Source organism: Rapidithrix thailandica (assembly GCF_039710355.1).
Lineage (GTDB): Bacteria > Bacteroidota > Bacteroidia > Cytophagales > Flammeovirgaceae > Rapidithrix > Rapidithrix thailandica.
Map to the genome: position 1 here is coordinate 1 of NZ_JBDKWZ010000020.1, position 26,029 is coordinate 26,029.

The 26,029-nt window shown below is 33.6% G+C and carries 23 protein-coding genes; 17 read left to right on the forward strand and 6 right to left on the reverse strand.

The features are described 5' to 3' along the window. The 17 genes from pseI to AAG747_RS24720 form a co-directional block, all read left to right on the forward strand. Window positions 1–982: pseudaminic acid synthase (gene pseI, locus AAG747_RS24640; protein WP_346823917.1), on the forward strand; the 982-nt coding region annotated here is incomplete at its 5' end. Between the two features lie 241 nt (window positions 983–1,223). Beyond that, window positions 1,224–2,477 (forward strand): lipopolysaccharide biosynthesis protein, encoded by a 1,254-nt coding sequence (locus tag AAG747_RS24645; protein WP_346823918.1) that lies wholly within the window; start codon window positions 1,224–1,226, stop codon window positions 2,475–2,477. An 8-nt stretch (window positions 2,478–2,485) separates the two neighbouring features. Then, entirely contained in the window at window positions 2,486–3,091 is a 606-nt protein-coding gene (locus AAG747_RS24650) for a DapH/DapD/GlmU-related protein (RefSeq protein ID WP_346823919.1), read from the forward strand. Beyond that, entirely contained in the window at window positions 3,088–4,479 is a 1,392-nt protein-coding gene (locus AAG747_RS24655; protein WP_346823920.1) for a capsular polysaccharide export protein, LipB/KpsS family, read from the forward strand. Before AAG747_RS24650 ends, AAG747_RS24655 begins: the two co-directional genes overlap by 4 nt. 9 nt (window positions 4,480–4,488) lie before the next feature. Next, the gene (locus AAG747_RS24660; protein WP_346823921.1) at window positions 4,489–5,739 is read left to right on the forward strand and encodes a hypothetical protein; all 1,251 of its coding nucleotides are present in this window, start codon (window positions 4,489–4,491) and stop codon (window positions 5,737–5,739) included. Next, entirely contained in the window at window positions 5,729–7,057 is a 1,329-nt protein-coding gene (locus tag AAG747_RS24665; RefSeq protein ID WP_346823922.1) for a glycosyltransferase family protein, read from the forward strand. Before AAG747_RS24660 ends, AAG747_RS24665 begins: the two co-directional genes overlap by 11 nt. A 6-nt stretch (window positions 7,058–7,063) precedes the next feature. Beyond that, window positions 7,064–7,951 (forward strand): carbohydrate deacetylase, encoded by an 888-nt coding sequence (locus AAG747_RS24670; protein ID WP_346823923.1) that lies wholly within the window; start codon window positions 7,064–7,066, stop codon window positions 7,949–7,951. A gap of 905 nt (window positions 7,952–8,856) precedes the next feature. Further along, window positions 8,857–9,984: a glycosyltransferase gene (locus tag AAG747_RS24675; RefSeq protein WP_346823924.1), complete on the forward strand. Its 1,128-nt coding sequence runs from the start codon at window positions 8,857–8,859 to the stop codon at window positions 9,982–9,984. 128 nt (window positions 9,985–10,112) lie between these two features. Continuing rightward, the gene (locus AAG747_RS24680) at window positions 10,113–11,240 is read left to right on the forward strand and encodes a glycosyltransferase family 4 protein (RefSeq protein ID WP_346823925.1); all 1,128 of its coding nucleotides are present in this window, start codon (window positions 10,113–10,115) and stop codon (window positions 11,238–11,240) included. A 16-nt stretch (window positions 11,241–11,256) separates the two neighbouring features. Next, the gene (locus tag AAG747_RS24685; RefSeq protein ID WP_346823926.1) at window positions 11,257–11,868 is read left to right on the forward strand and encodes a sugar transferase; all 612 of its coding nucleotides are present in this window, start codon (window positions 11,257–11,259) and stop codon (window positions 11,866–11,868) included. A 40-nt stretch (window positions 11,869–11,908) separates the two neighbouring features. Beyond that, window positions 11,909–12,136: an acyl carrier protein gene (locus AAG747_RS24690; RefSeq protein ID WP_346823927.1), complete on the forward strand. Its 228-nt coding sequence runs from the start codon at window positions 11,909–11,911 to the stop codon at window positions 12,134–12,136. 110 nt (window positions 12,137–12,246) lie between these two features. Then, window positions 12,247–13,305, forward strand: coding sequence for a ketoacyl-ACP synthase III (locus AAG747_RS24695; protein WP_346823928.1), 1,059 nt, complete (start codon window positions 12,247–12,249; stop codon window positions 13,303–13,305). 5 nt (window positions 13,306–13,310) lie between these two features. Beyond that, window positions 13,311–14,084, forward strand: a complete 774-nt coding sequence (locus AAG747_RS24700; RefSeq protein WP_346823929.1) for an SDR family NAD(P)-dependent oxidoreductase — start codon at window positions 13,311–13,313, stop codon at window positions 14,082–14,084. Between the two features lie 11 nt (window positions 14,085–14,095). Then, entirely contained in the window at window positions 14,096–14,752 is a 657-nt protein-coding gene (locus AAG747_RS24705; RefSeq protein ID WP_346823930.1) for an acetyltransferase, read from the forward strand. An 82-nt stretch (window positions 14,753–14,834) separates the two neighbouring features. Then, the gene (locus tag AAG747_RS24710) at window positions 14,835–15,542 is read left to right on the forward strand and encodes an ElyC/SanA/YdcF family protein (RefSeq protein ID WP_346823931.1); all 708 of its coding nucleotides are present in this window, start codon (window positions 14,835–14,837) and stop codon (window positions 15,540–15,542) included. A 77-nt stretch (window positions 15,543–15,619) separates the two neighbouring features. Further along, window positions 15,620–16,753, forward strand: coding sequence for a DegT/DnrJ/EryC1/StrS family aminotransferase (locus AAG747_RS24715; RefSeq protein ID WP_346823932.1), 1,134 nt, complete (start codon window positions 15,620–15,622; stop codon window positions 16,751–16,753). Between the two features lie 189 nt (window positions 16,754–16,942). Then, the gene (locus AAG747_RS24720) at window positions 16,943–18,904 is read left to right on the forward strand and encodes a polysaccharide biosynthesis protein (protein WP_346823933.1); all 1,962 of its coding nucleotides are present in this window, start codon (window positions 16,943–16,945) and stop codon (window positions 18,902–18,904) included. 40 nt (window positions 18,905–18,944) lie between these two features. Here the strand turns inward: AAG747_RS24720 and AAG747_RS24725 are convergent, their stop codons facing one another. From AAG747_RS24725 to trhO, 6 genes are all read right to left on the reverse strand, one after another. After that, window positions 18,945–19,718, reverse strand: a complete 774-nt coding sequence (locus AAG747_RS24725; RefSeq protein ID WP_346823934.1) for a LytR/AlgR family response regulator transcription factor — start codon at window positions 19,716–19,718, stop codon at window positions 18,945–18,947. Beyond that, window positions 19,715–20,782 carry a histidine kinase gene (locus AAG747_RS24730; protein WP_346823935.1) on the reverse strand — a complete coding sequence of 356 codons (1,068 nt, stop codon included), beginning with the start codon at window positions 20,780–20,782 and terminating at the stop codon, window positions 19,715–19,717. The genes AAG747_RS24725 and AAG747_RS24730 overlap by 4 nt, the downstream gene beginning before the upstream one ends. A 13-nt stretch (window positions 20,783–20,795) precedes the next feature. After that, on the reverse strand, window positions 20,796–21,848 hold the full coding sequence (locus AAG747_RS24735; RefSeq protein ID WP_346823936.1) for a sensor histidine kinase: 1,053 nt from the start codon (window positions 21,846–21,848) through the stop codon (window positions 20,796–20,798). A gap of 251 nt (window positions 21,849–22,099) precedes the next feature. Continuing rightward, on the reverse strand, window positions 22,100–23,662 hold the full coding sequence (locus AAG747_RS24740) for a hypothetical protein (protein WP_346823937.1): 1,563 nt from the start codon (window positions 23,660–23,662) through the stop codon (window positions 22,100–22,102). Between the two features lie 237 nt (window positions 23,663–23,899). After that, window positions 23,900–24,679: a hydroxypyruvate isomerase family protein gene (locus AAG747_RS24745; protein ID WP_346823938.1), complete on the reverse strand. Its 780-nt coding sequence runs from the start codon at window positions 24,677–24,679 to the stop codon at window positions 23,900–23,902. Window positions 24,680–24,871: 192 nt separating this feature from the next. Continuing rightward, window positions 24,872–25,912 carry an oxygen-dependent tRNA uridine(34) hydroxylase TrhO gene (trhO, locus tag AAG747_RS24750; protein WP_346823939.1) on the reverse strand — a complete coding sequence of 347 codons (1,041 nt, stop codon included), beginning with the start codon at window positions 25,910–25,912 and terminating at the stop codon, window positions 24,872–24,874. Window positions 25,913–26,029: the final 117 nt, after the last annotated feature.

Below are 26,029 nucleotides of genomic sequence, written 5' to 3' on the forward strand. Positions count from 1 at the left end.
AAACCATAACCAAGACATTCGTATCGCTATTGATACCATAAAGGCTGCTAAATTAGCGGGAGCTGATGCTATCAAATTTCAAACATATACTCCTGATACCCTAACCATTGATTGTGATAATGAGTATTTTCGCATCGACCAAGGAACACTTTGGGACGGAAGAACGCTATATGATCTTTATAAGGAGGCCTATACTCCGTGGGAGTGGCATCAGGAACTGTTTCAAGTCGCCAGAGAAGAGGGCTTGATCTGCTTTTCTTCCCCTTTTGATAAAACAGCCGTGGACTTTTTGGAAAACCTCAATGTTCCGGCCTACAAAATAGCCTCATTTGAAATTCAAGATATTCCATTGATTGAATATGTGGCGTCTAAAGGTAAGCCTGTAATTATCAGTACGGGTATTGCCAGTTTGGAGGACATTGAATTGGCCCTGGAAACTTGCAAAAAGGTAGGTAATGAGCAAGTCATATTACTGAAATGTACTTCTGCGTATCCGGCACCGTTGGAATTGGCGAATTTGAATACCATGCCCGATTTGAAAAAACGTTTCCGAGTAGAAGTAGGTCTCTCAGATCATACATATGGAATTATTGCGCCTATTACATCAGTCGCTTTGGGAGGCAAAGTCATTGAGAAGCACTTTATCCTTGATAAAAAGCAAGGAGGACCCGACGCGGATTTCTCTTTAGATCCTCAAGAGTTTAAACAAATGGTAGAAGCAGTGCGTGATACGGAGAAAGCTTTGGGAAAAGCCACCTATCAACTCTCTGAAAAAGTAGAGAAAAACCGAAAATTTGCAAGGTCATTATTTGTGGTAAATGACATCAAAAAAGGAGAAGCTATCACAGAAGAAAATGTGCGGTCTATCCGCCCAGGTTATGGACTGCACCCTAAATATTTAAAAGGTATTTTAGGAAAAACCGTGACACAGGATTTAAAAAGAGGAATACCGCTTACATGGACTTATTTAGAAAATAAATAAAATCCTGGTATAAAGAGATAAACATATATATAAATGTTTGTTAGGTCAAATTACAATTAGAAACTTAGGTTAAGGTTTTGACATTCATAAATAACTTCCAAGAAATTGGAAACATATAAGATATTGATACCCCTCTAATTCAAGATAACAGTTTTCAATTATGCCAATTCTTATAGTGTATTTTATTTACACAAAATAGGAAAAGTCATTTTATTCTCTAAATTAAATTTATTATTAAAATTTGATAACTCTTATTAAAAATAAGATTCAAGGTAATATAGGAGAACTAGTATATTTACTAGGGCAATATAGCACTCCTATAGTAAGCTTTCTTATTAACACATTGGTAATGCGTTACATAGCTCCTGAAACCCTTGGCATACATCAATCTATAATGCTTTGGACATCATATCTTTCATTTCTTCAACTTGGTGTATTCAATGGATTAAATAGAAATTTAGCGTATTATAAAGGGGCGAATGAAGAGGAAAAATTAAGGAAAGCATCTTCAACCGGATTTGTATTCTCATTTTGTGTTTCAGTAGTATCTATAATAATCGTAATATTAATATACAATACTTCATCAGATGATCAATATTCTGAAATATCTTTTTTAGCTTATGTGCTGTTAGGTTTAACAGTTTTTACACAACCCATCATTACTTTTTTTGATACACTTTATAGAACTGGACAAGATTTTAAAAAATTAGGAGGTTTCATTAGTACTAATAATGCTATTTATCTAGCTAATAGCTTGTTAATGTTTTTTTTTGGTTATGTTGGATTTGTGATTCAATCAGCCATAAAATTAGCAATAGCTTTAATATTACGAACTCATAAAAAAATATTTTTTCTAAGGGTTAAATTCTCAAAAAATTCTTTTAAAGAACAAATAACCACTGGATTTCCAATTTTACTTAATAGCTATTTAAGTAGTACGTTTTTTATTTTCGATCAATTTTATATAACACACAATTTTGATAAAATAGAATTAGGTTACTATAATCTAGCTAGACTTGTATTATTCATCATACCTGTTATCCCTAACTCATTGACAACAATTTTTTACCCAAAAGCATCAACTTTATATGGTAAATCAGGTAAGAATAAACAGGTATTAAAACCTTTTTTTGTCAAATCATTACTAATTAACTTGCTTATTGTATTTCCTTTAATTGGATTAGTCTATATTACAATTGAGCCAGTTGTTAACCTTTTTTTACCAAAATATGTATCTGGAATTGAATATGCAAAGGCATCTGTTCTTGGAGGGTTGGGATATATATTTGTAGGACCTTCTGTTATTTTGGGAGTATTAAAATCTAATAAAATTAATTTTGTGCTTCTAGCCGGTTTGTCAACAAGTACTTATGGTTTATATTTTATTAATATTTTAGAATTTGGATCTATAATTAACTTAATTTACTACAAAAACCTTTTATTCATTGGGTATTCTATATTTATGATATGCTATGTTTATTATAAAATAAAATAAAATATGATATGATAAAAAAACACTTAGATATTGTTACATATTTTTCAATTATTAAAAACAAAGTTTTGTCACCTTTAATTAAAGGCTATCTAATAAATTTTTGTGGAATTACAATTGGAAAACATGCACGGTTCTATGGAATGCCCATTTTATTAGCTAGAAACAATGGTAAAATAATAATTGGTGATAATTTTAAAGCTAATTCAAATTCAATTGCAAATCCAGTCGGTATATCACACCCATTAATTATCACTGCAACAGGAGATATTGCAAAAGTTTATATTGGGAATAATGTAGGTATTTCTGGAGCTAGTATTACTTGTAAAACCAAAATTACAATTGGTGATAATGTTTTAATAGGAGGAGGAGTTGCAATTTGGGATACAGACTTTCACCCTGTAGACGCAGAACAAAGAATTCAAGAACCTAATGCAGGAAAAACAGCTCCCATCTCTATAGAAGACAATGTCTTTATTGGAGCTAGGGCCATCATACTAAAAGGAGTAAGTATAGGGGTTAATAGTGTAATCGCAGCTGGTACTATTGTAAATAAGTCTATACCTCCTAACTGTATCGCTTATGGTAATCCCATGCTAATAAAGAATTTAAAATGAGAAACTACGTATTTATTGTTAGACCTTGGAATTTAAGCTTTTTTCTTTCGCTTGAAGGATTAATCCTTCAAAAAGAGGGTCATGCCAATATTATATGGTTAACTATGCAAAGAAAAGTTATAAATTCTCTAATGAAAAAAGGTAAAAATGTACACTATTTACCTGAAAAATTATCCATGTATAAAGATGATAACTTAGAAAGCTCAAAAGTGACAAAATCATTTGATATTTGGATGAACAAACATTATAATTTTGGAATTAATTTACTTTTTGACTGTGAGAGGTTTAGACCATCCCAAGAACAATCCAATCAATTTATAAAATCTCATATATGCACTTTAAACAAACTAATTCCAGAAAAAAGTGTACTAGTATCGTTAACATGTGATCATTTTGTTTATTTCGTGAGTGCTTATCTTAATAAGATGAAAGATGGGCACAACTTTTTTGTTCAACCTATTGGCTTCCCCTTAAATGCTCAACTTATAATGGAGTCACCTTGGGATGTAGTAAACTTCAGGAAAGAGGCTTTACCAGATTGCAAATTAATTGAATACATAGATTCATTACAATTAGCTCCAGAAAAATCCATCCATTATATGAAAAAAAGTAAACTTCCAAGTCTTTGGGAAAGTTTAGCTATAAAATTCAAAGAATTAAAAGACGCATCTAATATACCTAATAATATATATACATATTTAGAGAAAAAAAGAACAAATATTCTACCTGAAAGAATATTACTAAAAAAAATAATACCCTATAATTGTAGGTTTATCAATGACGAAGACTTGACAAAAAGTAAAAGAAGTTATAATCTATTTTATTATCCTTTGCAGTTTGAACCAGAAATGTCAATACTTGCGTATTCTCCATGGTATAAAGATCAACTAGAAATTATACGTTTGATCAGTCAATCAATGAACGCTGAAGACATTTTATTGTTAAAAGAAAATCCTAAAATGCAGGGCATTAGAAAAATGGATTTTTATAAAGAAATAGATAAATTCCCTAATGTTAAATGGGCACACCCAAAATTAAACTCAAGATTAATTATTCGAAATTCTGATAAAGTTATTTCTATCACAGGAACAGCCACAATAGAAGCAGCTTGTTTGGGTATTAATTCAATGATTTTCGGATATCCTCCATTCAGAACTTTATTGAAAGAAAGGCCCATATCAGAACAGAAGATAAGTAATTTCAAAAAAATACTATATAACTTTTATGATGCAGAAGATATTCTAGATCATTTAAAAAGTAAATGGCCTCAGTTTTCTAAAGGTGTTCTTTTTGCTAATTATATTCCTCAAAGGCAAGGTAATGAAAACACCTTAATGGCCCCCAACAATCTAGCAATACAGTTTTACAATGAAGTTATTCTACAATAATCTTTTGGCTTGAAAAAATATAGATTAATTACCAGATTTGTATTAATACTTTATAGCATCAATTTAGTTGCGATGGCTATGTGGGTATTTAGTTTTGATACTATAAGAATTGTGTTATTATCTTTTTCAGGTATTGGTTTATATATATTATTCTTCATATATGCAAAGCAAAAGACTGCTTATATTTTGAAAGCAGTTTCAATATTACTAGTTATTCTTGGATTCATAAACTCTAGTGATCGATATGTGTACTCACTTATATTTGACATCTGTTTTATTGGGATAATAGGATCCGTATTCCTTTTGAAGGATATAGAAAAACAAGCCATAAATCGCTTTTTTTATGTGATAGCAATGTGTTTCATTTGTTATTACATTTACGTAATACCTAAGTTAAATTACATGTTGATATTTTCAGGATCAAGTATTACAAGAGAAAGTACTTTTCATTTTGTTACTTCTGCTGATTCTGAATACCTAAAAGAATATTTAATATACTTAACTCAAAGTATGTTTGTTAATTTATTGCTTATATTATTACTAATATACCCTTTAATAAGAATAAAAAATAAAGTACTGGATATATTAATATTTACACTGATCTTTACCATTATATTACTCTATAGTATATATTATGTAAAAAGGCAGCCGTTTCTTGAATTAGGGATAGTTTTATTTATATATTTCTTTTTTTATAAGAAAATTGCAAAGGGAATTATTCCCTCCAATATTCTGATTCGAAATACATTACTTATTTCAATTATATTAGTAATTCTCAGTGCAAATATAACATCAACTATAACTGAAAGGTTTGGAAACTTAATACAAAATATTAGTGAGTTTGATCGGTTAGAAGAAACTCAAAAGGTTTTTTCAGAATTTGATTATATTGATTACATATTTGGACGAGGGTTAGGTGTAATTACTTCTACTGCATTTAGTGCTGGTAACACCCTTCACATTGGATATGCTAATTTGATATTTAAAGGAGGGGTTATCTTATTATTATTTTATATATCCCAGTTCGCTTTCAATTTTTTATATTGTTATAAACGGTCTCAAACAGAAAGTAAATATTATATAATAGGATCTGGTATTTCCTTGTTTGCCGCTATTAGTTTATTCTATACTCCAGGATATTATTGGACTATCAACACAATAGTTGTTCCTTTAGGGATGTTTTCCAGGTATCCTCTAAAAGCTTATTTTAATAGTATTTTTTCTAGTCAAAAATCCATACTAAATAAAAATGAATCATAACTTTCCTAAAGTTTTACTTGTATGTGGGTTTAACCAAAATACAGCAAATGGGATTACAATTAGTAATTTATTTCAAAAATGGCCATCTGAAAAGATTGCCGTACTTGAATACAGCTCCAATATACAGGACATTGCTGTTTCGAATATTGAGAAATATTATTGTTTAGGAAGTCGAGAAACAACATTAGTTTGGCCTTTTAGACATTTCCAGAAAGTAAGACAATCATGCCATTTCAACAAATATATAAAAGATAAAGTACAACACGAAGAGGTCAAAAATGACATAATTAGAACGCAGAGTTCTATAAAAAGGCTCTTATTCAAATTAAAACTTAATTTTTTGTACATTACTGGTTTAATATATAAAACTAGGAAATATACAATTTCGGATGTACTTGATACATGGATACAAAACTTTAACCCAGATATTATATATGGTACTACAGAAGATCTTGAAAAAATGAACTTCTTACTTATCTTAAAAAATAGGTATCAAAAAAAATTAGCTATACACACTTTTGATGATTGGGTACACAGTGGGCATCGATATCATTTTTTACAAAGATATTGGAATAAAAAAATGATAACTACTTTTAAAAAAACACTTGATAAATCAGATATAAGACTGACTATTAGTGATAAAATGTCAAATGAGTACTCACAAAAATATAATTTATCATTTCATGCATTTCATAACCCTGTTGACACCAATTTTTGGAATGCGGACAACTTTTTAAAAAACAGCCAAAAAGAAAGTATATTTACTTTTATCTATGCAGGTAAAGTAAATCGGGATACCATACAACCACTACAACAATTTATCAGAGCTATTGAAAGTTTAAAAAATGAAGGTCTAAATATTGCTTTTTCTATTTACTCTCCATATGATATTAAAGTCATATATGAATATCTAGGTCAAAACGCAAAAAAATACTTTAAAGGCACTGTTGAATATGAAATGCTTCCAGTTATATTTAAAAGATCTCATGCTCTTTTATTACCACTTGCTTTCAATAAAGACACTATCAATTATATAAGATTATCAATGTTAACAAAAGCAACAGAATATATGATTTCTGGCACTCCAATTTTTTTATATACACCTGACAATGTAGCTGTTTCTGAATACTTAACAAGTCACAAAGCTGCATATAAACATGAAAATAGTTTAAGCTTATCAACTTCAATTAAGAAGTTCATAAATGATTATACAAATGCAATGAAGTTTGCTAGTAATGCAAAAAAAAGAGCGGAGCAATTTCATAGTATAGAAAGAGTAACAGCAAATTTGCAAAAAGTATTAAACTTAAATAGATAAAGGCTAATGAAAGTAATAATCAATGTTGATGACTTTGGGTTTTCACAATCTACAAATGACGCTGTTTTTGAATTAGCTGAAAAAGGTACCATTACCTCAACAACTGTAATGGTTAATATGCCTTTCTATAAACAAGTTATTGAATTAATGAAATATGGGAATATTAGTGTAGGGTTGCATTTTAATTTAACAATGGGGAAACCCATATCAGATCCTTTATATATTCCTTCATTAGTAGACAAAAATGATAGTTTTTATTCAGTCAATGAATTTAAACGCAGAGCCTTATTAGGAAAAATAAATAAACCTGAAGTATTAACTGAATTAAAGGCACAATATAACAGATTAAAAGCTCATATTGGAGAGGAGAGCATTAGCCATTTTGATTCTCATAATGATATTACAAAATTTAATGTGGTAACAAATGCTTTAATTTCATTAAAACACGAATTAAATTTAAAAAAATCCATTAGAGTTTATAATAAACATATTATTGGCATGAATTCAACTAAACTTATAAACATGAATTCTCCAAGAATAAATACCATAAAATTCTTTGGTCTCAAAAGAACTTTCCTAGAACTTTTATTAATACAGCACACTAATAAATTAGGAAATCACTTCACTCATGGAGATGGTTTAATTTTAACTAAAAGTTATAGAGCCCTGGACATTTTTAAATACTTAGCTGAAGCATCGTTAGAATCTCTTACATCTTTAGAAGGAGTTTTTGAGATATGTTGTCACCCAGCTATAACAACTGCCGATCTTCCCAAGACAATTTTAACACACACAAGAGTACGAGAATATGAATACCTAAAATCTGAAGAATTTAGCAAGGTTAAGGAAAAAGCTCAACTTATAAATTACGATACATTGTTAAAACACAATTAAGATCATAATAAAATTTTGAAGTGACCAAACAATAAAGTTTATGGAAATATGATTTTCGGGATGTAGTGGACTCTTTCTTGTACTGCCTACGCAATGGGCAATAATGGTATAGCCTCTCGATAGAAGGACATCCTCCTTGGTACATGGTATATTATTATTTCCAAAATGGCAGAGAGAGGGCACAATACTCTGTTGAGAGTTGTGAATACGACACGACCCTCGACAAGTTAGAATAAACAGGAAAGTCTAGAAGGCTAACCCAAGCATACATACTTTCCATTGATAATCAGTTAATCAAGTGTGCCTCTTTTATCGACCAAGCCACCAGACTAGATGGAAAAAGAAGATAGCTGGCCGGAAAAGGCATGTCATCAACGACATGCCCAGACTAGTCAATGTCGTCAATCCAATAAGCATCATGGCACAGTAGACCAAAAGATAGTCAAACCGCTCTTAGGCTATCTACACAAAATAAAAAAACAGGCCGATCAGGCCTATAAAATCAGTTTATGGAATGGGTAGAAAACCTGAGCTAGTAGGCAGACGTAGAAGCGGAAATTCTCTTCCATCCATATGCTAAGGCTTTTGCTTATTAAGTGAAATATGGATAACTGAAAGGTCATTTTGACTACTTCAATTTCAGAAGACTATGAAAGTCAAGAAGCTTTGGGGTATTATGACAGACAATAACCGTTAAATAACTCTTAACAGACTTAATAATTTTTTTTAAAAAAATCTAAATTTGTAGGCTTACAACTTATCATTAATATTTCTAGAATTTGGTTGTATATATACTTTTGAATTAGGAAAGAGTATTTGTCTAAATAAACGTTAATTAGACATAAATAATTTTCATTTAAACAAGGGAAATAAAAAACCTTGTTAATTTATACTGCTTACTAACAATGAATAATTCTGATATAAATAAAAGAGTTTGTGTTCTATTTAATTATCCATCTCATTATAGGGAAGAGGTATTAGTTAAAATACAAAAAGAACTAAATGCTGATATTTATTTTGGCTCAGCGACTTTCGCGAAGATAAAAAAAATGTCATTTAATAGTTTCAAAGAAGAACCAAAAACTCTCAAGTTTATAAAGCTTTTTTCTTATTTTAATTGGATAAAGGGATCTGTCTCTTTATTAAGAAAATATAAAACTTTCATAATTTATGGGGAGCTTTACTGTATAAGTACATGGGTTATTCTTATAATATCAAACATAATTAATAAAGATTTATATTTATGGTCTCATGGATTTTATGGTAGAGAATCAAATGTTAAGAAAAAAATTAAGTCAATATTTTTTAGGTTATCAAAGGGTGTTTTTGTTTACGGAGATTACTCGAAAAAATTAATGATAGAATCAGGTGTACCTAAAGAAAAAATTCATGTAATAAATAACAGTTTAAATCATTCTAAAATATTAAAAGCCAGAGAAAAATCTACAAAACTGTCATCACCTTATCAAGAATATTTTAAAAATACTAACCCTATGATAATATATATAGGACGGGTTCAAAAACAAAAAAAAATTAGCCAGCTTATAGACGCACTTCTTTATTGCAAAGAAGAATTAAATTTAAATTTAAACATGGTAATTGTTGGTACAGGTAACGATATCCATGAAATTAAATCATATAGTAAGAAAAAAGGAATTGATAAACATATATGGTTTTATGGTCCTAGCTATGATGAAGAAATTAATGGGAATTTGATTTTTAATGCTGATGTATGTGTTTCTCCTGGGGAGATTGGACTTACTGCAATCCATGCATTATCATATGGAACTCCTGTAATTACTCACAACAATTTCCCATATCAAGGCCCAGAATTCGAAGCTATAAAGAATGGAGTAACAGGCCTATTTTTTAATGTTAATGATCACATATCATTGGCTTCACAACTTGCTAAATGGTTATCATTACACCCAACAAAAAGTCAACAATTGATTAAAGAATGTCAGTTAGTTGTCGATAAATCCTACAATCCTGATTTTCAAGTAAAACTACTTAAAGAGGTCATATTTAAATAAAATAGATTTGAAGTGGAGGTAAAAACTGCGAATAGATAAATGATTACTATATAATAATTTAAATCAAGTATATACATTAAAAAACTTTTTTAATTTGTTTGATACATCAAATAAATTATAATTAAAAAATGAGAAAGGAAATAGTATTTATCAATCAAAACTCAGGTTACTTGATGATTGATATTATAAATGCTTATTTGAAAAGAGGATTTACATGTTCTTTGATAACTGGCAGAGTAATTACCCGGAATAATCCTTTACCCTCAAATGTCAAACTAGAAAAAACAATTGCCTATGATCGTTCTTCTACCTTAAAAAGGTTATTCACGTGGACTGTTGGAGCTTTACAAATGCTTTGGATTATAAAGACAAAATATCGCAAAGCTGAATTGTTTATTGTCTCTAATCCTCCCTTTGCGACATTTCTACCTCTCTTTTGTAAAAATTCGTTTCGCTTATTAATTTTCGATGTTTACCCGGATACCTTATTAGCATATAAGATATTCAAAACAGATTCATTCTTGATCCAAATGTGGAAAAAAGCAAATAAACGCATTTTTGCTCAAGCCCATAAGGTATATACACTTAGTAAAGGAATGAAAGATCTATTAAAACAGTATATTACTTCTAATCAAATTGAGATAGTACCTATTTGGACTGACAACTCCTTTTTAAAACCATTAGAAAAAAAAGAAAACCTTTTCATAAAAAAATACAATCTACATGATAAGTTTTTAGTCATGTATTCTGGAAATTTAGGACGAACTCATCCGGTTGAAGTACTTTTGGACGTTGCAAAAATAGTTTCATCAAAAAAAGTTTTTTTTGTAATTATAGGAGAAGGAGAAAAAAAGGTATTACTAGAAAAAAAGAAAGTGGAAAATAACTTAAGCAATTGTCTTATTTTACCGTTTCAGACAACAGAGTTTTTTCCTTATTCCCTTTCGGCTGCCGATCTCGGAGTAGTTACTTTAGGAGAAGAAGCATCAAAATTAAGTGTTCCAAGCAAAACATTTAATTTAATGTCAGTAGGAGCTCCTATTTTAGCTATTGCAGGTCAAGATTCTGAATTACATAACTTAATTGATCAATATAATATAGGGCAAACTTTTCAACCAAATGAAGTAAAAGCTATTGGGAAATTTATTGACCAATTAGCTTCAGATCATGAGCAACATCTTATGTTAAGAGAGAAAGCAGTGAAAGCTACTAATTTTTTTGGACCTGATAATGCTGAAAGATATATCACCGAATAATTAAACACCAAAAAGAATGTATAAATCTTTTTTTAAGCGGCTAATCGATTTTACTGCAGCCTTAATTGGTCTACTTTTACTACTCCCTCTATTTTTTATAATTACCTCTTTATTATTTCTTGCTAATCATGGCAAACCTTTTTTCTTTCAAGATAGACCGGGTTTGGGTGACAAGGTTTTTAAGGTCATCAAATTTAAAACGATGAATGATAAACGAGACACTACTGGTAAATTACTACCTGATGCTCAAAGATTAACTGAAGTAGGAAAATTTATTCGCTCAACATCTATGGATGAAATCCCCCAACTGGTCAATGTGCTAAAAGGAGATATGAGTTTAGTTGGTCCCCGGCCTTTACTTGTAAAGTACCTCTCCCGTTACAATGACAGGCAAGCTAAAAGGCATGAAGTTCGTCCTGGAATTACAGGTTGGGCACAAGTAAATGGTAGGAATGCTCTTTCTTGGTCAGAAAAGTTTGAACATGATGTTTATTATGTTGAAAATATTAGTTTTGCCTTAGATGTGAAAATTTTATTTCTTACTATAAAAAAAGTCTTCCTAAAAGAGGGAATTAGTTCTCAAACAAGCATGACAATGGAAGAGTTTGTAGGTAATGAAAATTACTAATAAAAAATATTTAATCTCAATACTTAATTTAAGCATTATTATGGAAGAACAATTTATAAACGCATTTAAAGAAGCTTTAGAAATTGAAGACAAAGAGATATCTTTGAACGATCAATTTCGTGAATATGACGAATGGGATTCTCTTGGTCAACTTTCTTTGATTGCAATGTTAGACGAAAATTATAGCGTTGTAATTGAGAATAATGATTTTGAGAAAATAGTAACTGTTGGAGATCTGCTTAATGAAATTAATAAACGAGCAAAATAGTTTTTTATATCTCCCCTTCTATTTTTTGAACCTAACATGTTCTATGCGTTTTAGGTATTTTTTGTTAAATATATCATTCAAGCCAACCTGATAAAGAAAGAATTTCAACCATGGCTTTTTTAGAATTTCAAAATATTGGAATTACCGGAATAGCAGCAGCTGTACCGAAAACTGTAATTAACAATTACGAATATACGGCCCACTTCAACAAAGAGGACGTTAAAGAAATTGTTGAAAAAACTGGGATAGAAGAGAGACGTTTTGTCGATGAACATACCTGTTCTTCAGATTTATGTTTTGCTGCTGCAGAAAAGCTTTTTTCGGATATGGAGATTGATAAATCGGAAATAGATTTATTGGTATTTGTATCTCAGACTCCGGATTATAGAATGCCAGCTACTGCTGTGATTCTTCAACATAAACTGGATTTACCATCCACAACAATTGCATTTGATTTGAGTTTAGGCTGTTCAGGATTTGTGTATGGCTTGTCTGTTGTATATTCATTTATGCAACAAAATGGTCTCAGGAAAGCCTTATTGTTAGATGGAGAAACCCGTTCTAGGGTTTATTCACCTAAAGACAGAAAAACGGCTTTTCTGTTTGGAGATGGAGGAATTGCAGCGCTTATTGAAAAAGACAAAAAATTTGGAGACAGTTTCTTTTCTTTAAACTCCGATGGTTCCAGAGAATCGTTGATAAAAATAAATGCTGGAGGATATAGAAACCCTAGTTCGGTTGATACTTTGAAAGAAAAGGTTATTGATGAATATGGAAATATTCGAAGTGAAGAACATGGATATATGAATGGAGCTGATGTTTTTAACTTTGTAATCAGAGAAATTCCCAAAAATATAAAAGCTCTTTCTTCTCACGCAAAAGTGGACTTATCTGTAATAGACTATTTTGTGTTTCACCAAGCAAATAGTTATATGAATGGGTATTTACAAAAGAAAATGAAGATTACAGCAGCAAAAGCTCCTATCTCCATTGCGAAGTTTGGGAATACGTCTTCTGTCTCGATTCCGCTTACTATTGTTTCAGAGTTACAAAATAAATTACAAGAGAGAAAACAACTTTTATTATGTGGCTTTGGTGTAGGCATGTCTTGGGCAACGGCAATTATCAATACTGAAGATTGCCATATAAGTGATATAACAGAAGTATAGTATTTATGGATATAGAAAAAACACCTTTTAGTCTAACAGGAAAAAATATAATTGTTACAGGAGCTTCTTCAGGTATTGGCAGGCAGTGTGCAATTAACTGTAGCCAGATGGGAGCAAATGTGATATTACTTGGTAGAGATAAACAAAGGTTGGATCAAACACTAAATTCTACTACCACTCCCCTCAAGCATTTAACTTACTCCCTTGATTTACTTGATTATTCCAAGGTAGAAGAAGTTTTGAAAGATATTGTATCCCAAAAAGGGAAAATACATGGATTAGTGAATTGTGCTGGTATCTCAACCACTTTACCTCTTAGAGCAATTACCCCTCGAAAGCTCGATGAGTTTCTGCATACCAATGTTCACGGTGGCATACAACTAACGAAACTTGTTACCAAAAAAGCGTTCATAAGTGAAGAAGGAGGATGTATTATCTTCATTACTTCGGTGATGGGAGCAGTAGGTGAAGCCGGTAAATCACTTTACAGTATGTCCAAAGGGGCTTTAATTGCAGGCTCAAAATCATTGGCGATAGAACTAGCAAGTAAAAAGATCAGGGTTAATTGTATTTCACCTGGAGTAGTAGAAACTCCCATGTCAAAGGAGGCGGTATATAGCCAGGATGAGACTTCTTTAAATCAGATTAAAAGCTACCACCCACTAGGATTGGGACAGGCTGAGGATGTAGCAAATGCATGCATCTACCTCTTATCAGAAGCCTCTAAATGGGTTACTGGAATTAATTTATTTGTAGATGGGGGATATACAGCCCGTTGAATTAATACCTTATGAAGAAAATCATTATTATTGGAGCAGGTGGTCACGGAGCAGAAATAGATGAATATATTTTATACTCTAAGCAAAAAACTAGAAATAAAGATCTTGAAGTAATTGGTTTTTTAGATGACAACCCTGATAACTATTCAAAATATAAGCTTTCCGCACCTCTATTAGGTAGTATACAAAATCATGACATTCACCATGACTGTGAGTATATTATAGGGATTGCTAATTTGAAATACAGACGCCCAATTATAGAAAACTTCTTGAGTAAGGATGCTCAGTTTACATCTTTTGTACATTGTGACGCCTATGTATCTCCTTCTGCTTATCTTGGTAAAGGCGTAGTAATTGCTCCTCATGTAAATATTGGCCCCAATGTAAAAATTGGAGATTTTACACTATTGAATGCAAGATGTAGTATGGGGCATGATTCCAACATTGGCAATTTCAATTTCATTTGCCCAAATGTCTGTTTTTCCGGATTTACTCGAGTAGGAGATGAAAACCTCTTTGGGATTAATAGTGCTACCATCCCCTCAATACAAGTAGGAAACAGGAATAAAATTGCAGCGGGAATGGTATTAGATAAAAACATAGGAGATGATTCAGTAGTATTTTTCCGGCATAAAGAAAAAGTATTAGCTATCCCAAAAGGAAGCTAAATAATTTGAATCTTCATAAGATATATAGTTGATGCTATATTCCTCACTCTCTTACCTTATTCATCCTCTACCCACAATAGTTATGATGACAGGAATAGCTGGTTTTCTCCTTTTATATAGAAGAAGAAAACCGGCCTTTATACTTTTTTGCTTTTGTATCTTATATTTCCTGCTAGCCTCGACACCTTTCCTTCCTAACTATCTGATTAATAAGCTCGAGTCCCAATATTCTGTTTTTGAACCTAATGAATTTCACCCTCAAAGTAACACTGTCCATATTATGGTGCTGGGGGCCGGTTACGGGGTTGATGATCGTCTGCCTTCCACCAATCAATTAGAGAATAGCACGCTTGGTCGACTAGTAGAAGGTTTTAGAATATACAGACAAGTCCCTGGAGCTAAATTAGTGTTATCAGCTGGAAAAATCAGCCAGCCGAAAACACAGGCTGAGGTAGTAGCTGAGGCTGCCCTTTTATTAGGTACCTTGCCAGCAGATACCCTGATGTTGACGAGTCCATTAAATACTTTTGAAGAAGCACAAGCTTATTTTCAGTGTTTTGGAGGCAGTCACCCTCTGGTACTTGTAACAGATGCCACTCATATGCCAAGAGCAATGCAACATTTCCAACATTTTGGTTTATGTCCCATCCCCGCCCCTACCAACCACTTGATTAAAAAAACTTATTCTGTTAACTGGATTTCCTTCCTACCTTCAATTGGTTCTTTAACTCGAATGAACAAAGTTATGCATGAATATATGGGCATGCTTTGGGCAAATATTTGGAACTAGGAATAAAGTGACAAAACTCCTGTTAAGAAGTATATTTGTGACTAATTCAATTCGATCAAAATAATAGTAGTTAAAATATGAGTACTAAACCAAAAATCTGGCTATCCTCCCCTCATATGGGAGAAAAGGAGTTTGAATTTGTAAAAGAAGCCTTTGAAACCAATTGGATTGCTCCTTTGGGGCCTCATGTAAATGGTTTTGAAGAAGACTTACAGAGATATACAAATACCAAACATGCCGCTGCATTAAGCTCCGGTACAGGGGCTTTACATTTGGCTTTAATTCTGTTAGGAGTACAAAGGGGAGATGAGGTGCTTTGTCAATCCTTTACTTTTTGTGGCTCGGCTAATCCCATTACTTATCAAGGTGCTACTCCAGTTTTTATAGACAGCGAAAAAGATACTTGGAACATTAGCCCTGAGTTTTTAGAAGAAGCTATAAAAGACCGGATTCAAAAAGGCAAAAAACCTAAGGCCATCGTTTATGTGCATCTATATGGAATGCCAGCCAAAGTAGATGAAATTCGCCAAATTGCTGCTAGCTATGAAATTCCTTTAGTTGAAGACGCTGCTGAAGCGTTAGGTTCTACATATAAAGGTCAAGCTTGTGGTAGTTTAGGTGACTTAAGTATTCTTTCTTTTAACGGAAATAAAATTATCACTACTTCTGGTGGAGGGGCTTTACTTTCCAATAATAAAGAATGGATTGAAAAAGCACGTTTCCTAGCTACTCAAGCCAGAGATGTAGCTCCACATTATCAACATTCAGAAATTGGCTTTAACTACCGAATGAGTAATGTATGTGCTGGAATAGGAAGAGGACAAATGCAGGTAATTGATCAACGTGTAAACCAAAGAAGAAAGGTTTTTGAGTTTTATCAGGAAATATTCAAGAATTCAGAAGGTATCACACTGCAACAAGAAAGCTCGGAAAATTTTTCAAACCGTTGGCTCAGTTGTATTTTAATTGATCCCAGTATAAAAAATCAAATCAAGACAGAAACAATATTGCAAGCTTTGGCTGATGAAAATATTGAAGGAAGACCTTTATGGAAGCCTATGCATTTGCAACCCGTTTTTGAAAAGGCACCTTTCTATGGTGACGGAACAGCCGAAATACTTTTCCAAACAGGCCTATGTCTTCCATCCGGGTCAAATATGACGGAAGAGGATTTATCCAGGATTTCACAGGTTCTGGATCATTTATTGTAGTAGAGGATTTTTAAAATATAAAATGCCATCTATCACTCTTAGTATAGTACTATTTATTCATAAAATAGCAATACAAACATCGTGGTAGTTGGTATTTCTTTTTTTTAACTTACCAATTGTAATTCATACACTTGTCAAGCCTGAGACTAACCACTATTTTTGAGTGAAAATTACCTGACTACATAAAACATGAGCCAAAAAAACTATTTCAGTATTGCCTATGCCACACGAATACTGATTGTATTACTGGACCTATTTTTTTGTACCGTAGCTTATTTTGGAGCTACTCTCTTACGATTTAACTTTTCTCTTCCTCAAGGCTTTTCTTTCGAAGAAAACCTTGGTGGATTTGCGATTTTAATGGTTTTAAAACTCATTGCTTTTAAGTATTTTAAAACCTATTCGGGAATCATCCGGTTTACTGGGGAACAAGATGTAAAAAGAGTTTTTTATGCACTTTCTGCCAGTTCAGGGGTTGCTTTATTATTAAGCCTTCTAACTTTCTTCCCTGAAAATATCTTCTTTTCCAAATCCATTTTGATCATTGACTATGTACTTAGTCTGTTTCACTTGGTAGCATACCGTATCATCATGCGGATCGTCTTTGGCTATCGGCACAGGATATACAAAAACAAGTCGGTTAATGTAGCAATTTTTGGAGCGGGATATTGTGGTCATATCACCAAAAGAACTATTGAGGCACACAAAGGAAGCCAACAAAAAATTGTTGCTTTTTTTGATGACAATGCTATGGTAAACCGAAAGTCATTGGATGGAGTATCTGTATACAACCCCAAAGTCTACCTCTCAAAAGCTATCAAAAAATACAATATCCACAAGGTCATTATTGCCATTGAAAAACTTTCGCTTGATCGTAAAAATGAATTTATAGACCAGTGTCTGGAAGCCGGGATAGAAGTAATGCAAGTTCCTCCTGTGGAAAAATGGCTTGATGGGGAGTTACAGGTAAATCAAATTCGCAATGTGAAAATTGAGGATTTACTCCACAGAGACCCTATCCAACTCAACGTGGATAATATATCCAAAGAGCTTAATAATAAAGTTATCTTGGTTACAGGGGCTGCGGGCTCTATTGGTAGTGAAATGTGTCGCCAGATCATTAAATATTCTCCTAAAGAGCTATTAGCTCTGGATCAGGCTGAATCTCCGTTGGTTGACTTACATATCGAACTAGAAGAAAAGAATACAGGAAATAAAATTACTCCAATTGTCGCAGATATTAGGGACAAAGAACGATTGGAAGCCATGTTCCATGAATATCAACCTGATGTGATTTTTCACGCTGCAGCCTATAAACACGTTCCGATGATGGAACGTCACCCTGTAGAGTCAGTGAAAGTGAATGTATTGGGCGTAAAAAATGTAGCTGATTTAGCTATTAAATACCAGGCACAAAAATTTGTGATGGTTTCTACTGACAAGGCAGTCAACCCAACTAACGTTATGGGGGCTACCAAACGGATCGCCGAAATTTATACACAATCGTTGGATAAATTTTTCTCTGAAAGTGGTCACACTCGCTTTGTCACTACCCGTTTCGGTAATGTATTGGGCTCCAACGGATCGGTAGTTCCCAGATTTACCAAGCAAATTGAAGCAGGTGGACCTATCACGGTGACTCACCCTGAAATTACTCGCTTTTTTATGACTATTCCGGAAGCATGTCAGCTAGTCTTGGAAGCAGGTAGTATGGGAAAAGGTGGAGAAATTTACTTATTTGACATGGGGAAACCGGTCAAAATTGTAGACTTGGCAAAACGCTTAATCAAGCTTTCAGGCTTGAAGCTGGATAAAGATATCAAAATTGAGTACGTGGGGCTAAGGGAAGGAGAAAAGCTGTATGAAGAGCTTTTAAATAATGACGAAAATACCATCCCTACACACCATCCAAAAATTATGGCGGGTATTGTCCGGGAATATGAATTTGAAGAGGTCAAACGAAAAATCAATCAACTTATTCAATCGGTAAATGCCAGGGATGATTTTAAAGTCGTTCGCTATATGAAGGAAATCGTACCTGAATTTATCAGTAACCAATCCAAATTTGAAGTGTTGGACAAAGAGCTAAAAGAGGTTATTCAAAAAGGTGGATATGTGGAAAACAAAGCAGTTTTGAATAGTCCTAAATAAAAAAAGCGGCCTGTAATTAAATAATTACAGGCCGCTTTTTTTACATCCCTCCAAACCACTTCTTAAATGCTTGGACCTTTTCTCTACTTACAATAATTTCTCTATCCAAATCATAATCAACAAATACTCGCAATCTGCTATTTGAATAGATCATTACATCCGTGATTCTCTCTATATGTAAAATAAAACTCCTACTGACCCTGAAAAATACCTTGGGGTCTAACATCTCTTCCAGACTTTCTAACTTATGATCTAATATATATTTGCGCTGCCCTGTAGTAATCAAGAAAGTATTTCTCCCTTCTGCATAAAAACAGATTACTTGGTTTGTGGAAATAGAGTGAATATGATCCCCCAGTTTCACCAAAAACCGCTCGGTATATTTAGGTTGATTAAAAGCTTCTAATAGCTTTTCCAAGGATGGACTTTGTACCTCCTCCCTCCTACTTAACTCATGACGGATATTCTCTAATTTCTTCATACTGTCGCTTAAGGACTGAAAAGAAATTGGTTTCAACAGATAATCAATACTGTTTACCCGAAATGCCTCCAATGCATATTCATCAAATGCGGTAGTGAAGATAATGGGTTTTTGAATTTCAATTTGTTTAAAAATTTCAAAGCTCAATCCATCCGTCAATTGAATATCCATAAAAATCAGATCTAAAATATCTTCCTTTTCCTCCAGCCAGTTAACGGCGGCCTTGACGCTGGCTAAGTTTGCTTGGATGACGATGGAATCATCGTATTTTAACAATAAGCGTTCTAATTTTTCAGCAGCAGGTTTTTCATCTTCAATTATCAGTACATTCATTTTGTAGTAAGATTATCCTCTTCTATCAACTTAATTTCCGGAATTTTAATCAACAATTTATCATACGCCTTCATTTTTACGATAGGCTCATTTGAGTATAAAGAATAAGCCCGTTGTAATTCATTGATGCATGCTTTTCGTTCTACAACCAAGTGCAAACGGTCATTTAAAGGGGTTTCCATTACAAAGTAATTATCCGAATCCCTATACAATTCAATCACTAACGGTTGAATGGTATTTACAATAGTCGTTTCTACAATACATTCAATCAATGAAATCAAAGTACCAGGAATGACTTTCACCTGTTTCCAATATTGACCTTTCCCTTGCACTTTCAAGGAAATAGCGTTTTGGTATTTGTGATTCAACAAATTTAGAAATTCATTGACAATGCTCAATTCTTTATTAATTTCTACCAACTCTGTTTGCCTATTGCTCAAAACATAGCGATAGACAGCCGCCAGTTTTCCAATAAATTCGTCTGCCAAATCAAGGTCTTTATGAAGCAATGAAATTAATGATTCCATACTGGTATAAAAAAAGTCCGGATTGATTTCATTCTTAAACCGGTGCAACTCATGTTCTATCTTCTGCTTTAATTCCTGCTCTTCCCGCAATTTGGTTTCATTCTCTTTTCCCAAATACAAAACACTAATGTACAGCAAATTATACAACACCGAAGTAATAGTAAATATCAAGTTAAAAATCAATAACTCAACTGTAAAGACAGACAAGCCAACCAATTGACTGAAATATAAAGACAAAATTGACGAGACTAGTAAGGCAGTTGATAAGAGGCTAAAAAAAAGTTGGGAAATAATCTGCTTTCTAAGTCTACCTTTCCATACATGCGACTTCTGCTGCAGTATTTTGATAATCAAACGGTTCAACTCAAATACCAAAAAAGTCAATAAAATACAAAGAAGTTGTTCCTGACTAAAATAATTTTCAAGCAACTCCCCCGCTGAGTCAAATGCAAGCAATACCTGGATATACACCAAAGTACCATACACAGGAGGGGCTAATAACCGGAAAGTGGGATTATCAATAAAATAACGCTGCATTGGATATTGTACTTTAGTGGTAAATAGATAACCCGTTGTCACTTCGAATAATAGGAAGTGTCACTTGATAATCGTCCTGGTTGTGAACCGAAATTTGCTCATGGGTAAAGTATTGGTATCTCTTTTTGATATTATCCAAACCTACGGCAAACGATGTTACCTCTTTCGCTTTTTCCGTGATATTATTTGATACCACAATTCCTCTACCGACTTTATGCTCAATGCATACTTTTAAAGGCCATTCGTCTGAAATCACATTGTGTTTGACGGCGTTTTCCACCAGCATTTGCAAGGTTAATGGCGGCAACTGAGTGGTAACTATTTCCTCAGGCAAATTTATTTTCAATTCAAATGCGTCTTCAAATCTCACTTTTAATAAAAAGTAATACGCTTTCACAAAATCCACTTCTTCTTCCAAAGAAACCAACTTGTTTTTATTGGTTGTCAATATATACTGATACGTTTGGGCCAGCTTCCGGATAAAACTCTCAGCCAAATAAATATCTTTGTACAAAAGAGAAGAAATGGTATTTAACGAATTAAATAAATAATGAGGGCTAAGCTGACCTTTTAGAGCTTCAAATTGTAATTCCAGCTGCTTTCTTTTTAAGCGTTCCGCTTCTATTTGCGCTACGGCATATTGATGATACGAATACAATGTAAAATCAATCACCGAATAGATAAAAGCAACAATTAATGTCAATAGTATCCACTTAATGGATGCTGTTTCATAGTGATCTAATATTCCCCCCATATTCCCTTTTAAAAAGGCAAAGTAGCTATAAATAGCTACACCGGAAATAGCTAAAGTTGCACATGTATGAACCAAAACACCACTAATCAGGCGTAAGAACATCTGCTTTTTCCAAGGTATCCACCGGGTGAGGACTTTACTTAAGAAAGACATGCTTTCCCCTACCCCATTTCCAATCAGCACCGACATCAGATACCCTTCCCAATCAACAGTTACCGAAGGTACACTTCCATATTCCCCATAAAATAGGTAAATAAAGAAAAATACCCCGGCAGCAGTTTGCAGTAAGTACTGTGGTCCAGGTTGATTCATGGGTAGGTAAAAAATTGAATAATGTAAAATGAATTTTAACGCTGATCAAATGAGAAGTCCTGTATCAATCCAATAATGTTAATCAAATAAACAACACAATAGCAAATTAATAAACATTTGACAATATAAAAAGCATTGACTAGTTAAATTAAATAGCTCTTTTCAGGTATCAAACTTTGCGTTATTTATACTATACAAATCCTTAAAGCTCGACATTTATTTAACACATAATACCAAACCAGTTTTTCATGTTACTCTTTATAAAGTGCATCCATCACTCTACGAAACTCCATACTTGAAGAAATTGTACTGGCAGCTTTTTGATAAGCTGCCAGTGTATTTTTATGCTCCATATCTATATGCTTACATAAAGCCAATAAGACTTCCGCTTTTTCAAGCGAAGAGGAAATTCCGGGCACAAGCTCCAGAATTCCCAATATGGCAACCTCTGATAATTTTTCTTTTTGGGATAGAGCTCTCAACAGCCCACCTTTCTCCACATTGGACGTTAATTCAGCCACGACATCAAAAAAACCGGCTAGTTGAATCTTTGAAGCCGGATACCGGTTGATGACTTCTCTCAACACTGAACCTTTTTCATACGAACTGCTAATACTGCTAACAGCCTTATAAAAAGCAAGTTGGTTTTGAAAAGTAAGTTTTTCCGAATGAATAAACTTTCGTAAAACCTCTCCTTTTTCATGGGAACTGGACACCGATATGACAGTTTTAAAATATTCATTGGTTACCTGTTCCCCGGTGTTTAGATAGGGAATAACTTGTTTTAAAACTCTGGCTTTCTCATAACTGGAGGAGATCTCCTGACATCCGGACAACACGCCTAATATTACTTGAGGATTTTGATTCTTTACTTTCAGGAGGTATTGCAAACATTGGCTCAACTCAAAATTGCTATCAATGCTCTTTAAGGTTGCAAAGTAAGCATTTACTACTTGGGCATTGTTAAAAATCTTTTGCCGGTCTATCCCACTTAACACTCTTCTCTTTTCCACGCTTGAATCAATCGTCCGGATTGTTGCAAATAAATAGAGTAACTGTTTTTCCGAAAGTTGATGTTTTTGCAATATATGATACAGCGCCTCTGCTTTTTCGTTCGAAGAGGCAATCTTAGCCATTTCAAAAAAATATGTTTTTGCCGTAGGGTCACCGGCTAAAAAGGTGCGGGCACTCTCCCGGAATAGCCTTCCTTTTTCCGTTTCACTTTCCAGTTCTTTTCCAATACGTACACATACCGTATTGATTTCATTTGAGGTAAGTTGCGGAATCCCCAACAAAGCACTGAAATATAAACTTTTGACCCGGGAATTATCAATTTTGGAAATTTCTTGTAAAACCGATTGGGCTCCCCCTTTTTGATACAGATTCCATACTTTTGTGTCAGCGCCAATTCCTGAAATTCTAAAGATCTCTTCTAAAGAACTTTTCAAATAGTTCTCCCCTTCCGGATGCCATTTTTCCTTCTTTTTGCCTACAAAATACAATTTTTCCTGATAGCCACCCTCTCTCCCGATTAAGTGTATCGTCCGTTTGTTACCAAAAGTACTTTTACTGAATTTCAGGTACCCCCCTGGTTCTATATTTTCGATGGCAGTACCATCTGCCGAAAACTTTACTTTTCCTTTGTGCCTCAATTCTATCGTATAGAAAGGATTTTGTATTTTATATACCACCTCACCCTGCTGCTCTTGATAATTGCTATAGTTTTGTGCTTGAAGAGAATTCCTGCAAAACATCATCAAACACAAAGCAATTGTCAACACCAAGCCTTTCCAATAGGTATTATATGTCATCATACTATGGCTCACCGGTTATTTATTTAACTTAAGTAAACATACACTACTACAGCATAAAATATAAGTATATCACACAATTACAGCTTCTTTTATACAATTAAGCAGAACTTTCCGGAAAGTAAAAAACCCTTCAGAGTGAACTGAATATTTTGTGTGTTGAAGTAAAAATTTGGTGTAGCAAAGTTGTACTTTACTACACCCAAACGTAAGTTCACATGATGGTCTTTGTTCGAGAACCTATACATCACAAATCATCACTCCAGCTTTCAGTGAAGCTAGCGGACCTTCTCCTCGAGGGATAAATTCCTGGCCTACATAGCCTTTATAACCACTTGCTACGATTGCTTTCATAATGGCGGGATAATTTAACTCTTGAGTATCATCAACCTCGTTACGCCCTGGCACACCTCCTGTATGATAATGAGCAATGTAAGGATGATACTTTTGAATAGTCGCAATTACATCTCCTTCCATTATCTGCATATGATAAATATCATAGAGGAGTTTAAAATTTTCAGACCCGACTTTATCACAAAGTGCGACTCCCCAGGCGGTATGATCGCATTGATAATCGGGATGGTCAACTTTACTGTTCAAAAGCTCCATCACCAAGTTGACTTGATATTTTTCCGCAAGTTTTACAACCGGTTCCAAACCAATTGCACAATTGTCCAAGCCCTTTTCATCACTTATGCCTTTGCGCTCTCCTGAAAAACAAATCACATTTTTTATTCCGGCTTCAGCGGCTTTGGGGAGTAACTCTTCATAATCATTCCATAGCCGGGCATGATGGGCAGGATTGTTAAACCCTTCGGGGATTCCAAGCGGACTGCCAAACGACAAGGCACACTCAAGCCCGTGCTTAAAAGCCACCTCCCATTCGTGTGGATGAAGTAATTCCACTGATTTCAACCCTATTTCTTTTGCTGCCAGGCATAGCTCGTCCAAAGAAATATCTTCATAACACCAGCGACATACAGAATGATTAATATTTCCTTTCAAGATTTGTTTTTCCATTTGCATATTTTCGTTTTCAATTAAAAGTACTACACGGACAGCATTCTAGACAAACAGGCTCTCAAAGGCCCGACTTACAAAGTAGTATTGAAAAGCTAAAATAATAAGAGCGCTTGTATACTTTATCAATTCAAGCGCAAAGAAAGAGGTGGGCATAAAAAAACCCGGAAAATTTATCCGGGTAGTGATTGTTTATTTTATTTTTTCTAATCCTGATGAACTCTTCTTAAATCTGCCTTTCGAAAAAATGCGTATCCCGCTGTCTTGTTGCTTTCTGAGTTCTTTTTGTTTTTCTTCAGACAAATGAATAACCTCCTGACATTCTTTCGAGCAACAATTCTCATACTTCTCCGCACATTCCTCACACTGCAAGAAAAGTAAATTACAGGCTTCGTTTTTACAGTTTGTATGATCATCACAAGGTTTTCCGCATTGATGGCATTTACTGATGATCTCTTCGGAAATACGTTCGCCTAAGCGCTCGTCAAATACAAAGTTCTTTCCTTTGAATTTATTTTTAAGCCCCTTTTTAGAGATATCTTGTGCATACTTAATGATCCCTCCTTCCAACTGGTATACGTTCTCAAAGCCTTTGTGTTTGAAATAGGCACTGGCTTTCTCACAACGAATCCCCCCCGTACAATACATCACCAGATTTTTATCTTTTTGACCTTCCAAAATTTCCTCTACAATAGGCAATGAGTCTCGGAACGTATCCACATCCGGGCAAATGGCATTTTCAAAATGCCCTACTTCCGTCTCATAATGATTTCGCATATCCACCAACACCGTATCATCCTGGTCTGTCAATTGGTTAAATTCCTCCGCACTCAAATGTTTTCCTTTGTTGGTCACATCAAAGCTTTCGTCATTCAACCCATCGGCTAAAATCTTCTCTTTGACTTTAATTTTAAGCTTGTAAAAAGATTTTCCATCATCGTCCACCGCCACATTCAAGCGAATCCCGTTCAAAAAAGTAATTTCTGCCAAATACTGTTTAAATTGTTCCAGGTTATTTTCCGGAACACTGATTTGCGCATTGATTCCTTCTTTGGCAACATATATTCTTCCATATACCCCCACTTCAGAAAACTTCAGGTAAAGATGATCTCTAAATAATTGAGGATTATTAAGGTTCCAATATTGGTAAAAAGAGATGGTTACCCTCTTTTCGTCACTTAGTTGTAGTTTCTGCTTTAGTACTTCCCGGTTTACTCGATTATATAATTCCATAAATCTAACCTGTTGAATATCTTTTTTGCTTAAAATAAGATGAATCAGGACTAAACATCTTTGTTCAATAGCCAAAAGATAGCCTGTTCGCCATTTTTATTAATAAAAATTTGACTT

Coding starts and splice junctions, on each gene's coding strand:
- AAG747_RS24650 (WP_346823919.1), top strand. CDS start 2,486: ATGATAAAAAAACACTTAGATATTGTTACATATTTTTCAATTATTAAA.
- AAG747_RS24720 (WP_346823933.1), top strand. CDS start 16,943: ATGAGCCAAAAAAACTATTTCAGTATTGCCTATGCCACACGAATACTG.
- AAG747_RS24675 (WP_346823924.1), top strand. CDS start 8,857: ATGAATAATTCTGATATAAATAAAAGAGTTTGTGTTCTATTTAATTAT.
- AAG747_RS24725 (WP_346823934.1), bottom strand. CDS start 19,718: ATGAATGTACTGATAATTGAAGATGAAAAACCTGCTGCTGAAAAATTA.
- AAG747_RS24695 (WP_346823928.1), top strand. CDS start 12,247: ATGGCTTTTTTAGAATTTCAAAATATTGGAATTACCGGAATAGCAGCA.
- AAG747_RS24670 (WP_346823923.1), top strand. CDS start 7,064: ATGAAAGTAATAATCAATGTTGATGACTTTGGGTTTTCACAATCTACA.
- trhO (WP_346823939.1), bottom strand. CDS start 25,912: ATGGAATTATATAATCGAGTAAACCGGGAAGTACTAAAGCAGAAACTA.
- AAG747_RS24745 (WP_346823938.1), bottom strand. CDS start 24,679: ATGGAAAAACAAATCTTGAAAGGAAATATTAATCATTCTGTATGTCGC.
- AAG747_RS24685 (WP_346823926.1), top strand. CDS start 11,257: ATGTATAAATCTTTTTTTAAGCGGCTAATCGATTTTACTGCAGCCTTA.
- AAG747_RS24710 (WP_346823931.1), top strand. CDS start 14,835: ATGATGACAGGAATAGCTGGTTTTCTCCTTTTATATAGAAGAAGAAAA.
- AAG747_RS24740 (WP_346823937.1), bottom strand. CDS start 23,662: ATGATGACATATAATACCTATTGGAAAGGCTTGGTGTTGACAATTGCT.
- AAG747_RS24655 (WP_346823920.1), top strand. CDS start 3,088: ATGAGAAACTACGTATTTATTGTTAGACCTTGGAATTTAAGCTTTTTT.
- AAG747_RS24700 (WP_346823929.1), top strand. CDS start 13,311: ATGGATATAGAAAAAACACCTTTTAGTCTAACAGGAAAAAATATAATT.
- AAG747_RS24715 (WP_346823932.1), top strand. CDS start 15,620: ATGAGTACTAAACCAAAAATCTGGCTATCCTCCCCTCATATGGGAGAA.
- AAG747_RS24680 (WP_346823925.1), top strand. CDS start 10,113: ATGAGAAAGGAAATAGTATTTATCAATCAAAACTCAGGTTACTTGATG.
- AAG747_RS24690 (WP_346823927.1), top strand. CDS start 11,909: ATGGAAGAACAATTTATAAACGCATTTAAAGAAGCTTTAGAAATTGAA.
- AAG747_RS24665 (WP_346823922.1), top strand. CDS start 5,729: ATGAATCATAACTTTCCTAAAGTTTTACTTGTATGTGGGTTTAACCAA.
- AAG747_RS24730 (WP_346823935.1), bottom strand. CDS start 20,782: ATGCAGCGTTATTTTATTGATAATCCCACTTTCCGGTTATTAGCCCCT.
- AAG747_RS24705 (WP_346823930.1), top strand. CDS start 14,096: ATGAAGAAAATCATTATTATTGGAGCAGGTGGTCACGGAGCAGAAATA.
- AAG747_RS24735 (WP_346823936.1), bottom strand. CDS start 21,848: ATGAATCAACCTGGACCACAGTACTTACTGCAAACTGCTGCCGGGGTA.